The organism is Qipengyuania sp. JB2-7, assembly GCF_055693485.1.
The window spans coordinates 1,181,600-1,195,518 of record NZ_CM146335.1; the positions used below are offsets into that span (position 1 = coordinate 1,181,600).

The 13,919-nt window shown below is 56.6% G+C and carries 15 protein-coding genes and 1 pseudogene; 8 read left to right on the forward strand and 8 right to left on the reverse strand.

The genetic code is table 11. The features are described 5' to 3' along the window. The first annotated feature begins 149 nt into the window (after positions 1-149). From ACZ1GM_RS05870 to pal, 6 genes and pseudogenes are all read left to right on the forward strand, one after another. Positions 150-619: pseudogene (locus tag ACZ1GM_RS05870) on the forward strand (YbgC/FadM family acyl-CoA thioesterase). Further along, entirely contained in the window at positions 616-1,317 is a 702-nt protein-coding gene (tolQ, locus tag ACZ1GM_RS05875) for a protein TolQ (RefSeq protein ID WP_472678199.1), read from the forward strand. The pseudogene ACZ1GM_RS05870 and the gene tolQ overlap by 4 nt, the downstream one beginning before the upstream one ends. A 118-nt stretch (positions 1,318-1,435) precedes the next feature. After that, positions 1,436-1,885 (forward strand): ExbD/TolR family protein, encoded by a 450-nt coding sequence (locus tag ACZ1GM_RS05880; protein WP_472678200.1) that lies wholly within the window; start codon positions 1,436-1,438, stop codon positions 1,883-1,885. A gap of 21 nt (positions 1,886-1,906) precedes the next feature. Next, positions 1,907-2,677 carry an energy transducer TonB gene (locus ACZ1GM_RS05885; protein WP_472678201.1) on the forward strand — a complete coding sequence of 257 codons (771 nt, stop codon included), beginning with the start codon at positions 1,907-1,909 and terminating at the stop codon, positions 2,675-2,677. Further along, positions 2,674-4,068: a Tol-Pal system beta propeller repeat protein TolB gene (gene tolB / locus ACZ1GM_RS05890; RefSeq protein WP_472678202.1), complete on the forward strand. Its 1,395-nt coding sequence runs from the start codon at positions 2,674-2,676 to the stop codon at positions 4,066-4,068. The genes ACZ1GM_RS05885 and tolB overlap by 4 nt, the downstream gene beginning before the upstream one ends. Before the next feature lie 82 nt (positions 4,069-4,150). Then, a complete protein-coding gene (pal, locus tag ACZ1GM_RS05895; RefSeq protein WP_472678203.1) occupies positions 4,151-4,672 on the forward strand; it encodes a peptidoglycan-associated lipoprotein Pal in 522 nt (173 codons plus the stop codon). Between the two features lie 60 nt (positions 4,673-4,732). Here pal and ACZ1GM_RS05900 read toward each other — a convergent pair whose 3' ends face one another. Next, positions 4,733-4,876 (reverse strand): hypothetical protein, encoded by a 144-nt coding sequence (locus ACZ1GM_RS05900; protein ID WP_472678204.1) that lies wholly within the window; start codon positions 4,874-4,876, stop codon positions 4,733-4,735. Between the two features lie 191 nt (positions 4,877-5,067). Here ACZ1GM_RS05900 and ACZ1GM_RS05905 point away from each other — a divergent pair, with 191 nt between their 5' ends. Beyond that, the gene (locus ACZ1GM_RS05905) at positions 5,068-5,601 is read left to right on the forward strand and encodes a J domain-containing protein (protein ID WP_472678205.1); all 534 of its coding nucleotides are present in this window, start codon (positions 5,068-5,070) and stop codon (positions 5,599-5,601) included. Between the two features lie 226 nt (positions 5,602-5,827). On the opposite strand, the gene ACZ1GM_RS05910 is transcribed toward ACZ1GM_RS05905, so the two are convergent. From ACZ1GM_RS05910 to ACZ1GM_RS05925, 4 genes are all read right to left on the reverse strand, one after another. Further along, positions 5,828-6,283, reverse strand: a complete 456-nt coding sequence (locus ACZ1GM_RS05910) for a hypothetical protein (RefSeq protein ID WP_472678206.1) — start codon at positions 6,281-6,283, stop codon at positions 5,828-5,830. Between the two features lie 330 nt (positions 6,284-6,613). Further along, complete coding sequence (locus tag ACZ1GM_RS05915; RefSeq protein ID WP_472678207.1) at positions 6,614-7,264, reverse strand: SDR family NAD(P)-dependent oxidoreductase; 651 nt, start codon at positions 7,262-7,264, stop codon at positions 6,614-6,616. A 15-nt stretch (positions 7,265-7,279) separates the two neighbouring features. Next, positions 7,280-8,185 carry an ATP-grasp domain-containing protein gene (locus tag ACZ1GM_RS05920; RefSeq protein ID WP_472678208.1) on the reverse strand — a complete coding sequence of 302 codons (906 nt, stop codon included), beginning with the start codon at positions 8,183-8,185 and terminating at the stop codon, positions 7,280-7,282. A 9-nt stretch (positions 8,186-8,194) separates the two neighbouring features. Beyond that, positions 8,195-9,514: a cystathionine gamma-synthase family protein gene (locus ACZ1GM_RS05925; protein ID WP_472678209.1), complete on the reverse strand. Its 1,320-nt coding sequence runs from the start codon at positions 9,512-9,514 to the stop codon at positions 8,195-8,197. Between the two features lie 177 nt (positions 9,515-9,691). Between ACZ1GM_RS05925 and ACZ1GM_RS05930 the strand changes: the two genes are divergently transcribed. Then, complete coding sequence (locus ACZ1GM_RS05930; RefSeq protein WP_472678210.1) at positions 9,692-10,528, forward strand: DNA/RNA non-specific endonuclease; 837 nt, start codon at positions 9,692-9,694, stop codon at positions 10,526-10,528. A gap of 25 nt (positions 10,529-10,553) precedes the next feature. On the opposite strand, the gene ACZ1GM_RS05935 is transcribed toward ACZ1GM_RS05930, so the two are convergent. The 3 genes from ACZ1GM_RS05935 to infC form a co-directional block, all read right to left on the reverse strand. Continuing rightward, a complete protein-coding gene (locus ACZ1GM_RS05935) occupies positions 10,554-12,011 on the reverse strand; it encodes an SLC13 family permease (protein WP_472678211.1) in 1,458 nt (485 codons plus the stop codon). 48 nt (positions 12,012-12,059) lie between these two features. After that, complete coding sequence (locus ACZ1GM_RS05940; protein ID WP_472678212.1) at positions 12,060-13,223, reverse strand: DUF547 domain-containing protein; 1,164 nt, start codon at positions 13,221-13,223, stop codon at positions 12,060-12,062. 123 nt (positions 13,224-13,346) lie between these two features. Continuing rightward, complete coding sequence (infC, locus tag ACZ1GM_RS05945; RefSeq protein ID WP_472678213.1) at positions 13,347-13,865, reverse strand: translation initiation factor IF-3; 519 nt, start codon at positions 13,863-13,865, stop codon at positions 13,347-13,349. Positions 13,866-13,919 lie beyond the last annotated feature (54 nt).

Consider the following 13,919-nt stretch of genomic DNA (forward strand, 5'->3'; position numbering starts at 1 on the left):
CTTTGATCGCATGAGCGAGGATATCGCACGCCGGATGGCGTGCGGAAACGAGGGTTCCAACTCCATTCGTCGATGGTGGGATTCATTCCGTCTATAGGCCGGGATGAGTGGCTAGGCAGGCCGATTCCGCTGGGCTAAGTCAGCATTCAATGAACCGACCAGCATTTCCAGATGGTGTGATTGATGGCACGCGGCACCTTTATGCCGTGCGCGTTTATTACGAAGATACTGATCTTTCAGGCATAACCTATCACGCCAATTATCTGCGCTGGTTTGAGAGGGCGCGATCCGATTTGTTGCGACGGCTGGAAATTGATCAGCGCGCGGCAATTGAGGCGGGCGTCGGTGCTTATGCAGTCTCGGAAATGAACATTAAATATCTGCGCCCGGCAAAGCTGGATGACGATGTGATCATAGAAACGCGCTGCACTCAAATGCGCGCCGCCAGCTGCCGGATGCATCAGACCGCCCGGCGCGGGGATGATGTGCTGGCTGAAGCAGACTTGCGAGTAGGCTTCGTTGCGCCTGACGGTACCGCCCGACACGTCAACCAGAAAAATGGCGTAACGCATTTGCTCCAGTGATCGAACCCCCTGAGGCCACAACGGAAAATACATGAACACTCTGTCCCTTCTTGCTGCTGCCGCGCCAACCAGACTCGATCCCGTCGAGCTATTTCTGGACGCAGATATCGTTGTGCAGCTGGTTATGGCTGGCCTGATCATCGCCAGTATCTGGGTCTGGATGATCATCGTGGCGTTTTCGCTGCGTATGCGCGGACTGACCAGCAAAACTCAGGAGTATGAGGCCGAATTCTGGCAAGCGGACAGCTTTGATCGCTTTATGTCAGAACGCGGCCGCAAAGACTTGCCGCCTGCGCGCGTGGCTAGTGCCGGGGTGAGTGAATGGCGTCGCTCGACGAAGGCTGGCGTCAAGGATGCTGACGGAGTGCGCCAACGCATCGCGAGCGCGATGGATGGACAGGTCGCGTCAGAAGCGGACGAGCTGGCCAATCGCCTCAATTTTCTCGCGACCGTCGGTTCAGTTGCTCCGTTTGTCGGCCTGTTCGGCACGGTTTGGGGTATCATGAACAGCTTTTTCCAGATTGGCGCGCAGGAAAGCTCTTCGCTTGCCGTAGTTGCGCCCGGTATCTCAGAGGCATTGTTCGCTACGGCGATCGGCCTTTTTGCCGCTATTCCTGCTGTGATCGCTTACAACCGTTTCAGCCACTCGGTGAACCGCTATGAAGCCCGGCTGCACCGTTTCGCGGATAAACTGCATGCGAGCTTTAGTCGGCAATTGGAGGCGGGTTCGTGAGTTTTGCCGTGACTACCCGCGCCCTCCGCCTTTCCACCCGGACCAGTCTCCGGACCCTTCCGGGTGGAAAGGCGGAGGGCGCGGGTAGTGCGCCTCCAACTCAAGAGGAAGCCCAATAATGGCTATGGCGATTGGATCTGGCAAAGGAACCGGGCGTAGCCGCCGCAGCGGCAGACGCGCGCCGATGGCGGAAATCAACGTTACACCCTTTGTCGACGTAATGTTGGTGCTGTTGATCATCTTTATGGTCACGGCACCGTTACTCACTGCTGGCGTGCCGATTGACCTGCCCGATAGCCGCGCCAATGCGGTTGAAAACCCTCAGCAATCGGTCACGATCAGCGTTGATTCCGCCGGCAATGTTTTCATCGATGACGCACCGGTTGACGCGGGCGGATTTGCCGCTGCGCTTGAGGCCCTGCCACGCGGTGGGGAGGGGCCGGATATCACTTTGCGGGCGGATCGCTCGCTCGATTATGGCCGCGTCATGGCCGTTATGGGCGAACTCAACAGGGCTGGCCTGAACCGCATTTCGTTGCTCACCAACGGTTCATCTGTCGAGCCATAGCCCGATGAGCAAGAGAGGATAATGGAAACAGCTCTACCAAGACGTGAGGATCGGATCGGCCTGTTGGTCGCATTGGTGCTGCACGTCTTGTTGGTTCTGGTCCTGATATTCCAGCCCGGTGACCGCGATCCGATCGAACGACCGGAGCGTATGACCGTCAATCTGGCGGAAGAGATTGGCATGGAGGCCACCGCACCTGTGCCCGTGGCCGAAAGCCGCGCCGCTGTAGCGCCTGAAATTGCGAATGATCCCAATCCGACGCCCGCAGCCGAAGCACCCCAACAACAGCCACAAACCCAGGACAGGGCGCCCGTTCGCGATAACAGCGCCCGCCGCCGCCCTGATCAACAAGAACGTACGCCGCCAAAAGAGACTGAGCGTCGTGGCGGCTCGCGCGTTGGCGATAACTTTCTGACTGGGGCGGGTGGAAGCACCAGCACTACCGAAACCCGTATCCCAGCCTCGCAAATCGGTGCGAGCGCGAAGGCCTCGCTGGTTCAAGGCATCGCGCGCAAGATCAAACCGCATTGGACCCCGCCAAGCGGGCCTGAAGTCGATCAGATCACGACTTTCCTGCGCTGGCGTTTGAATCCTGACGGGTCTCTCGCGGGGCGCCCTGAAGTGGTGCGGCAAACCGGAATTAATGATACCAATCGCGCTCAGGCTGCCCGTCATGCAGAACAGGCTGTCCGTGCGGTGCAACTGGCTGCCCCGTTCGACTTGCCGGAGCAGTATTACGAGGCTTGGAAACGGGTTGGCCCGTTCAGTTTTGACTGGAAATTAGCGCAATGAGATTATCGCTTACACTCGCTTTCGCCCTCATCGCGTCGCCACTGGCGGCGCAAGATCAGAACGTCGATCTTGGCGCGGCACTGCCCAATGGCGGTGAACTGGAAACGGTTGAGGAAGATGAAGGCGGCTTAACCGGCTCCGTCAGTTTTGAAGGCAATCTCGACGATCTAGGCATCGCGATCCCGGCATTTGCGACCAACCGAAATGCGCAGACCCTGGCCAATCGCAGCGGAACGTCGGCACTGGGTATTGAGCTGGCGCGGGTCATCACTAACAATCTGCGCAATAACGGGCTGTTCAAGCCGTCTGGCCCTGACTCTCTACCGCGCCCGGAACTGTCGCAAATTCAGTCGCCGGCATGGTCCACATGGTCCAATCGCGGGGCTGAGATGCTGGTTCAGGGGTATGTCAATGCGAATAGCGACGGCAGACTGACCGTCGGCTGCTTCTTGTACGACACGGCGTTGCAGCAGCGGCTTGAGGCCGGTGGCTGGAAAGTGCAGCCGAGCGAATGGCGTCGCGCTGCGCATAAATGTTCTGATATGGTCTATTCGCGCCTGACTGGCGAAAGCCCGTTCTTCGACAGCCGGATCGCCTATATTGCCGAGACCGGCCCCAAGGATAACCGGGTCAAGCGGCTCGCCATTATGGACAGCGACGGTGCAAACCATCGCTTTATCACAACGGGCCGCGCGACCGCGCTAACCCCGCGCTATTCGCCTGATTACAAGAAGCTGGTTTACCTCAGCTATGTCGACGGCAATCCGCGCATCTATGTCTATGACATCGGCACGGGCCGACAGACGCTGGTGACGGAAAGCTCCAACCCGACCTTCGCGCCGCGCTGGAGCCCCGATGGCAGCAGCATTCTTTATTCTATGGCGGTCGGAGGTAATACCGACATTTATCGCGTCTCTGCACGCGGTGGGCGCAGCACGCGGCTGACCGATACGCCGGGGATCGATATTGGCGGGTCATATTCGCCCGATGGCAGCCGGATTGTCTTCGAAAGCGACCGCTCTGGCAGCCAGCAATGCTATGTCATGAACGCGGATGGCTCCGGCCAACGCCGGATCAGTTTTGCGGGCGGACGCTGCGCAACGCCGGAATGGAGCCCGCGCGGCGACCAGATCGCTTTCACTCGCATTGCCGGGGATTTCAATGTCGCAGTGATGACGCCAACAGGCCGCAATGTCCGTACACTTACCCGCGGATGGCAGGATGAGGCACCGACATGGGCGCCCAATGGCCGGATCATTCAATTCTTCCGTACGCAGCGCAATTCGGGTAAGTCCACGCTGTGGCAAGTCGATCTGACGGGCGATAATGAGCGTCAGCTTAAAACGCCGGTTGATGCATCGGATCCCGCCTGGGGCCCGATAATCGAATAGTGACTGTTTCAATCGCCTTTGGGGGGCGTTCGAGGGCTTTATGGGTCTTGACCCTAATGTTTCTGAGAAAGGAACTTGATCAATGAATACACGTTTTGCCACCTCCGCCATTCTGGCCAGTGCACTGACTCTCGGCGCTTGTCAGAAGAAGCCGCCTGAAGAGCTGCCACCGCCGCCTCAGCCGACTACTCAGACACCGACTGCCGTACCTGATACAGCGCCAACCGCACCAGGCGTTGGCACCCAGGCGCACTTTACTGATGCCGTTGGTATTCAAAATACAGTCGTCTACTTCGATACTGACCGCTTCAATATCGATAGCGAAGACGCCGCGAAGCTTCAGACACAGGCGCAGTATTTTAGCCAGTATGCGAACCTCAATTTCACAATTGAAGGGCATACAGATGAGCGCGGGACCCGCGATTATAACCTTGCTCTGGGCGAACGTCGGGCAAACGCCGCGAAAAACTATCTCGTCTCTATTGGTATTCCCGCCAACCGCATTCGGACCGTGAGCCTTGGTAAGGAGCAACCCGTCGCCTTGGCATCAACGCCAGAGGCATGGGCGCAGAACCGCCGCGCCGCGACGATTGTTATCAACTGATCTTTTTGGAAAAATTGATTACCCGTTCCTGCTTATTGCGGGGACGGGTTTTCTAATGGATTAGTGATCTACTGAGATGATTGGCGCAGAAAAGCTGGGCGTGCGCGAGAGGTCGGCGCTCTGTCCGCCAATATGGGCGGACATCGCAAACGCGCTCATCGCCAAAATTGCGAAGGTTGCTGAAAGTGATACCTGTCTGCTCATTCGATCTTCCCTGGCGGGGCCATTAGCCGCCATTTATGAACCAATAGTTGCAATGCAACATTTCAAACTGAAACTTGTTCCATGCCGCGCTGGCTTTTGATTGGCTTTATGCGCAACCATCCCTAGATTGAGAGCTATGCCGACCCGACTAACAACATGGACGTTCGATCCGACCTCAAATGTAGCTCGCGATGCCTAAGGCGCGTCGTTCCAATGATTGGGGTTTTCCGCGCTGGCGGGGGTATGAGGAATCGCGGGAGGCCGCGACTGTGCGGCTGTGCGACCGCCATGGGTGCGAGGAAAAGGGCGATTGCCCCGCGCCCAAATCGCCTAACAATCCGGACCGCTGGTATTTTTGTCAGAAGCATGCGGCGGAATACAATCAGAAGTGGGACTATTTCGAGGGACTCGACAAGGCCGAGAAGGAGAAGCGCGCCAAGGATGAGCGACGCGATAATTCCGGCTATGCCGAGGCATCACATTATGGCTGGTCTGGCAGCGGCGATGGTTCGCGCAGCGCCGATGAGATGCGCGCGCTAGAAGCACTAGGATTGGATGCCGACGCAGACTTCACTGCGATCAAGAAGGCATGGCGCGAGAAGGCAAAGACGGTACACCCCGATGTGAAGCCCGGCGATGTTGAAGCCGCCGCTGAGTTTCAAAAACTTCAGGTTGCTTATGAAGTGCTGAAAATGGCGGAAGAACGCAGAGAGTGGAAGGGATAGTCTTTGGAAAAACGGGGTGCTTTTACCGTAAGTGCCCCGTCTTTCCTGTATTTCCTAAGGAACCAGATCATTCTCTACGATAGCTTTGCCATCAATGGAGTATTTGATAGCGCCACTCTCTAGAATCTCGTTGCTTTTAAGGCGGCCAGACATGCGGAGAGTAATAAGATGGGTGTCACTAAAGGGGTCTGGTTCTTCCAGAACAACAGACTTCCAGGCATAGCTGCTATACACAGCGTCCAACTTTTTTCTGTTCGTCCAACCTGGCGGTGGCCTCAGTCATTTTCACATCTGACAACGGGATCAGGAATTCATCGAGATTAAAGTCCGCCGCGTCGCCGCTAAACGAAATTTCAACCTTGGAAGGGTCACCGAATTCCCCGGTTCTCATATCCATCTGGATATTCAGCAGCCGCTTTGGGTTTTCTGGATCCTGATAGGAGGCCGCGCAGCTCATTAACGCTCCCGGTTCGAAGTTTGCGTTACCGTCTAACTCCTCACCAGCGTTGAAATACGCGTCTACCTCGGTGACTTTTGTGTCTGCGCCGAGTTGCTCGACAACTTTGTTAAAGCACACATCGTAGCCATCACTGATATTGAAAGCTGCGCCTGTACCCACAGCGCCTTCTGCGATATCTCCGATTGCTTCTCCGGTGTCACCACAAGCCGAAAGCATCGCCATGCTAGACATCACGAGTGTATGTGATGCAAAATTCGATCTAAACTTCATAAACACAATCCCTAATTAAGTCCAAGTTATCCAACCCGTCACAAACATACACCGATGTGTATGCAGGGGGTCGGTATGATCGTCTACCTCTTGTTTCCGATATCCGTCGAATTATCGGCGAAAATCACAGCCCTGGTCTATGTGCGATCAATCGCCGCGATTGGATTGTCGTTCCACCACGCGACATCGCTCCACGGTACCGCGCATCCAGTTCATGCGTCCAGCAATTCCTTGGCTGTTGTGACAGGTGCCAATAGGTATCGGCGAGAACGCCTGGATCGATCACGCCTTCCTCGCCCTTTGACGCTTTATAGGCCTCAAATTTTTCACCGAGCAGCTTGCCGAGCGTGTCAGGCGCGTCGACCGATCCATCAACCACCACATGCGCGACATGAATACCTTGTGGGCCAAATTCTGCATTGAGCGTCTGGCACAGCATGCGGCGTCCGCCCATTGCGGCGGCGTGACTGTGCTGACCTGCATTGCCTCGCACTGCGGTACCGTTGCTGAGGTTACGAGCAACGACCCTCGGCCACGCTCAACCATGGCTGGAAACATCGCGTGGGCGAGACGGAACAGGCCAAAGCATCCCAAGCGCCAGCCCAGCTCGAATGTGCGATGCGGCGTGTTGTGCAACGTGCGGTTACCAATTTGCGCGCCCAGATTGTAGAGCGCTGTGTCTATCGGGCCGATGTCAGTCTCGATCCGCTCAATCAGTTCCTCAATCGATCCGTCTTCGCTGGCATTGAGCAAAGTGCCGCTGGCCGAACCACCCGCATCCTTGATCTGCGTGACCAATCGTTCAAGCCCTGCCTTATCACTCCGCCGCGCCAGTACCGCGTGATAGCCTTCAGCGGCAAACCGGGCGACCGCATGACCGCCAATACCGGCGCCCGCGCCAATAACCAGAAACACCTTTTCGCGCTCAGCCATGTGACACTCTCCCGCCTAGATACGGCGCAAGATAGCACGGGCGAGGCGCTCGCCAAGCTCTGGCCCTTGCTCTGGGTACAAATACGGCTCGATCATCTCCGCCTCCATCACGGCCAGCGCGCCGGATGGGAGGCGGATCATGTCGATCCTTGCGTAAAGAGGTCGCTCGAAGGGCAGGGCGGCCATGGCTACTTTCGCGCTAGCTAAGTCTTCTGGACCCGGCTCATAATCGTGCTCCGTCCCGCCATATAGCGACTGAATCCGGTACTCTCCCTCTGCGGTGCGTTTTTGCACTGCGTGAGAATACTCCCCGTCGATGAAGAGCAACGTAAACTCACCCTCCTCAAGAATGGAGGGCAGGAAAGGCTGGATCATGACCGGACGGTCCATACGCCAATCGTCGGACGGTGGAGCGTCGCGCGAAAAGCTGTGCTGGCCCATGCCGCCTGCGCCGACCTGTCGCTTTACCACGACCCTGTCCGTTGTGAGAGTATCGAATGCGGTTTGGACGATTGCCGGGTCTGCGCGATTGCACCACATGGTTGGGATTGTCGGTATTCCCGCCCCCGCCAGAACCTTCAGATATTGTTTGTCCAGATTCCATCGGACGATTTCTGATGAGTTGCAAACAATTGGGCCATTTGCCTCAATCGCCTCTAGCTTGGCAGCAAAGGCGTGGGCATCATCCTGATAGTCCCACGCGCTACCCAGAAGCACGAGTCGAAACTCCTCGAAATGTTCGAGTGGTGCACGCCAGTCTACCTCGATCAGTTCTAGGCCAGCCTGAATGAAAGCCGGGCGCAGCGCGGCAACCTCCAAGTCGTGCTCAAAGGCATCGCCGCGCCGCTCCGTCGCGCCGCCCAATTCGGCGGGCAGCGTTTCAGCGCAGGCGAGAAAGCCGATTTTGCGCGTTGACGTCAAACTGCCTCCTCAAACAGATTCAAGGGCTTGCTCAAAGTCGGCGATCAGATCATCGGCATCCTCAATACCGATACTGATCCGCACCAGATTGTCGCTGATGCCCAGCGCTGCACGGCGTTCGTCAGGCACAGAAAGGTGCGTCATGCTGGCTGGATGGCTGGCGAGGGTCTCTGTACCGCCCAGGCTAACGGCCAGCTTTGCAATCGTCAGGTTATCGAGAAAACGGAAGCATTCAGCTTCTCCGCCCTTGATAAAGACCGAGAAAGTCGAGCCTGCGCCCTTGCAATGGCGATCATAGATGTCCTGTTGCCGCGGATCGGTGATCATGCCGAGATAGCCGAGACCTTCGACCTTGGGGTGTTTGGCAAGAAACTCGCAGACCTTTGCAGCATTCAGCCCGGCACGGTCCATGCGCAGTTCCACAGTTTCCAGACTGCGCAACAGCATCCAGGCCGTGTTCGGGTCGGCGATGCCGCCCATCGTGTTGCGCAGCGCACGAACGGGGTCCATCCATTTCTTGGCACCCGATACTGAACCAGCGACGAGATCAGAATGCCCGCCGACATATTTGGTCAGTGAGTAACAGACGATATCTGCCCCCTGATCGAGCGGGCGTTGCCAAAGCGGGCCGAGGAAGGTGTTGTCGATTGCGATTGGCGGTCCATCGTCGCCAAAGGCAGCGTTGCGGGCATCGCGGACAGCTTCAATATCGACGAGCGCGTTGGTCGGATTGCCCGGGCTTTCGAGATAGACCATGCAGACCTTGCCGCCTTGCTCGCTGGCCATGATTTTGGCCTTTTCCATCACCGCGTCAAGTTCTTCGCGCGTAGCCCCTGCAGGGAAGTCCACATACGTGACGCCGAATTTACTGAGCACTTTTGCGACAAACCCTTCGCTGGCGGCATACAGAGGGCCGGAGTGAATAATCACATCACCTCGCGAAGCGTAAGCCAGCATCAATACGGTGATTGCCGTCATTCCGCTGCTGAAAGAGAGCGCATCTTCTGCACCATCCCAGACCGCGAGGCGGTCCTCCAGAATTTCCTGATTGGGGCCGTTGAAACGCGAATAGACAAGGCCTTCGGCGCCGCCAGGCCGCTTGCCCGTTATCCCTTCAAAGTGGCGCTTGCCCGCTGCGGCATTTTCAAACGCAAAAGTAGATGTGAGGAAGATGGGGGCTTTGAGGCTTCCTTCGGAAAGGGCAGGGTCAAAGCCGTGCCCCATCATAAGCGTGCTGGGCTTCAGCTCGCGTCCGGCGATGGTGGTTTTTTCTGGCTTTGGTTTACGGCGCGGAGTTGGCTTGTCGGTTGAATCAATAGCATCGGACATCGAATTGGTCCCTTCCTAAACACGCTCCTAGGAAGGCAGGAGCCGACAATCCGTGCCGCTGGCCCCCGTTCCTAACCTCCGCAAGAACGCCTCTCCAACGACAGAATATTCGTTACTGGCGTAACTAACTTTCTAGCGGTGGCAGTGCAAGACGCCGCTTGCAGAAATGCTGGGTAAATGAAGCTGTGTGATCCCGAACCTTCGCAAAGGTACAATCCGGCAGCTAGTGGGACAGATATTGAGCAGCCTGGAGAGCTTGAAGGGGCAAGGGCAATGATCGATGATCCATTTCAGATGCAGCGCGAGCTTCGCTATGGCGCGCCGGTATGCGATCAGGTGCTGACCGGGCGGCATTTTTCCATCGGTTATTCGTGGTATTTTCGGCAGGCGAAGTGGACCCTTGAGATCATCAATCGCGACCGCGAATTGGTAAACAGTATGGAAGGTGTTCAGCGGCTCAACAATTTCCGTGCCGACACACGCATTCCGAAGCGATTTAGAGCGGGTTTGAAAGCCTATAAGGGAAGCGGGTTTGATCGCGGGCATCTGGTTGGCAGCGCCAATCAGGACCTCCAGGATATCCAGAATAGCGAGACCTTCCTCCTTTCAAACATGTCGCCCCAGCATCCCCGTTTCAATCGCGGGATCATGCGCGAGCTGGAGGAGGCCATTCGCGAGCTAGACGAGCGTCCAAGCACCCTGGAGACCTATGTACTCACCTGCCCGGTTTTTTACTTCGGAGAGAAGGTGGAACGGATCGGCAAGGAGCAGGAGGATTATGGGATCAGCGTCCCGGTACCCCATGCGTTTATCAAAAGCGTTCTCACCGAGAATAAGCGGGGGCGTTTCCGGCTCTGGACTTTTGAAATGGCGAACAAAAAGCTTGATGGCGAGCTCGGCGAGTATCTTGTGAACACATATAATGCTGAGCAGATTGTCGGTGGCCGGTTTTGGGATCGGATTGCGCGCGAGGATCTGGATAGCCAGAAACGCAGGGTGCCAAATATGTGGTGAGGGCGCGGGTGGCTAGGCGTGGTTGTCAGACGAAATTCGCAATCGCCCACACCATTCCGACGATCAGGAAAACCCCGATCAGATCGAGGATCACGCCCGCCCTCACAAGGCGCCCGATTTTCAGGCGCCCGGTTGACCATGCAATCGCGTTAGGGCCGGTGCCCGCTGGCAGAACAAATCCCCAGCTCGCCGCGAGCGCTGCAGGCATAGCGAGCAAGATCGCTTGTTCGCCCAGCCCCAGCGCCGCTGCTAAGCTAGCGACGGCCGGAATGATGGCCGTTGCCGTGGCTACGTTGCTGGCAAACTCTGTGATCAAGATCACCATGGCGACGATGGTCAACGCGATCACTACCAAGGCAAACACTTCAAGAGGCAAGAGCGCATTGCCGAGCCATTCTGCAAGTCCGCTCGCGCTCATACCCGCAGCCAATGCCAATCCGCCACCAAACATCATGATGACGCCCCAAGGTGCGCGATCAGCCTCCTGCCAAATGAGCAATGGCCTGCCTTTACCATCCGGTAGCAGGAACAACGCAAGACTTGCGATGATGGCAATGGTGCCATCGGTCCAGCTTCCCTCGGGCAGATAAGGCGCGAGCCACAAACGGCTCATCCATGCAAGAAATGTCAAAGCAACTACAATCATCAGCCGTTTTTCGGCGCTGCCCATAGGCGCGGGATTGTCGATAGCGGTTCGCGCTGCGGCAACATTGAACGGATCAGACGAGATCGACTGTACGCGCGCGATGATAAAAGCTGCGACTGGGATGCCGATGATAACAATGGGCAGGCCGAATATCATCCATCTGGCAAAGCTGATTTCCAGCCCGATCATCGTGTCGAGCAGACCCACAGCTATCGCGTTTGTGGGGGAGCCGACCAGCGTTCCAAGCCCTCCAATGCTGGCAGCAAAGGCTATTCCCATGGGCAATGCGCCGGAGAGGCCTTCTTGTTGGCCTACCGCTTCGCTACTTGAGGCCGATCGGGTTTCACTGCCTGCCAGCACAGCCAACGCCATCGGCATCATGATCAGCGCCGTCGACGTATTGGAAATGAGCATGGACAGGATCGCTGCGCTGACCATGAAGGCGAGCAGCAAACCCATAGAGTTTGCGTTACGGCCCAATATATTGAGAATTGTCAGTGCGAGCCTGCGGTGTAGCCCGGTGCGCTCGATGGCCAGCGCTATAAACGCGCCGCCTAACAGCAGGAACAGTATCGGTGAGTAATATGCGCTTGCGGTCTCTCTCGCGTTCATTACGCCAGCGAATGGCAGCACGATAAAGGGCATCAGGGCTGTGGCGGTTAGCGGCAGCGCTTCGGTCATCCACCAGGCCGCCATCAACACGACCAGCCCAGCGACGATCATACCTTCGCGAGATAGCTCAGTTGGGAGCGGGAGAACGGTCGAAAGCGCCAAAGCTACTGCCCCGACGATCAAACCGATCAATTTCACCAATGAGTTATTGCTATCCCCGCTCACCAGGCGAAGCCTAGCGACGTTTAGAAGCGGTCACAATGGAGGTGACAGCTATTCCACTTCTGTGTCGGGTGCTTCTTCGCCGGGAAGCGTGACGGGAATGATGGTAACGGTACCTGTGCGGTTTTCCTTGAGGATCCGGCCCATTTTCGTGTCACGTTCGCGCAGCAGGCGCGCTACCCCTTGCGGGATACGGAACGATGCCGACCGCTCAATACCATCGCGGCCCGTGGTCGTCACATTGGAATAGCTTGGTTCGCGCATGCCGCCCGCCAAATCAGCGATATCTTTTTCATATATGGAAGCTTCCACGCTGCTCGTTTTCGCAAGCAGTTCTTTGACGTCGTCTTCTGCATATTGCGCAACGTGGGCGCGAACGTCGTCTTCCCAATTGCTGAAATAGAATGGGCGCGCTTCTTCGTAGATTTCCGATACTAGGAGGCGGTCGCCGCGCTTTTCGGTGCCGCGCAGCGAATTGATGAATTCACCCGCACTACGCTCAAGCAAACGGCTGACATTTTCGCCGGTGTAGGGATCGCGCTGGATCGACGGCCCACCGATATCACCGCGCCAGAAGCCATACATGACCTTTGGGTCTTTCCAGTTAGGGTAGACAATCTGCGTGCGAATGTCGCGCGGGCTCATGGCTACGCCATTGACGGTAATGAACTTTGCTTCGTCCAGAGGGGTGCCATTGAGATCAATGGTACTTGGCTGGCGCACCGGCCATGACTGGCTGATCTTTTCAATCAGTGCGACATTGTGGAGGTTGATCCAATAGGCGAGCTGCTCATTACGATCGAGTTTGGCCAACTCAACCACATCAGCGGTTTGTTCAAGATCGCGGCGATAATCCGCCACCAGTTCCTTAAGCTCTGGCGTGAAGAAGGAAAACATGACGCGGTTGCCTTCGAGGCGATAGCGCGAATTGTGCCCGAATATACGCCTGCTGCCGATACCGGCCTCAGCTGAACCGGGCGTTTGTCGCAAGGAACGCCCCATTGACAGGATAATGAAGTCCGTCGCCTCATCCCATGCGGTGTAGTCGATCTGACGCATGTCGGTTTGCTCGGTCGGAACGAACTGAGCAAAACCAGCGGCACTGACAGCGACCGTTGGCGCGGAGGCACCATCACTGTTTTGTGTCTGTGCTTGAGCAGTTGTAGTGGCGGCAATTGCAGCGGCCAAGGCGAGCAATGAGGCAGTCTTATTCATTGAGCACTCCCGGGGATCAAAGTGTACTCTTCACTAATGTGGTCAGATTTGCGAACCACTGGTGTTCTACCAAGCTACTACAGCTGCCGACTAATTGCAGCAGTTTATAACTGAGAATCAGCCCTATCTGGGCGCCAACACCATCAGCATCTGGCGACCTTCGAGCCTTGGAAACGCCTCAACCTTTGCGATCTCTTCGACATCGTCGCGCACGCGGTTGAGCAAATCCATTCCCAGCTGCTGGTGCGCCATCTCACGTCCACGGAAACGCAAAGTGACCTTCACCTTGTCGCCGTTTTCGATGAACTTGTTCACATTGCGCATCTTCACGTCATAATCATGCGTGTCGATGTTCGGGCGCATTTTGACTTCTTTGATGTCCTGAGTTTTCTGAGTCTTGCGCGCGAGATTGGCCTTTTTCTGAGCCTCATAGCGATACTTGCCGACATCCAGAAACTTGCACACTGGCGGGTCCGCATTGGGGGATACCTCAACCAGGTTCAGGCCAATACCATTGGCCTGCTCCGCGGCTTCGTTTGTGAACATGACGCCAAGATTTTCCCCGTTCTCGTCAATGACGCGGACTTTTGGGGATTCGATAAACTGGTCGTAGCGTGGACCGCTCTTGCGCGGCGGTTGCATTGAACGACGTGGTGGACGAGCTATGGGGCTTTCTCCTGAAGTTTCGCTATAATC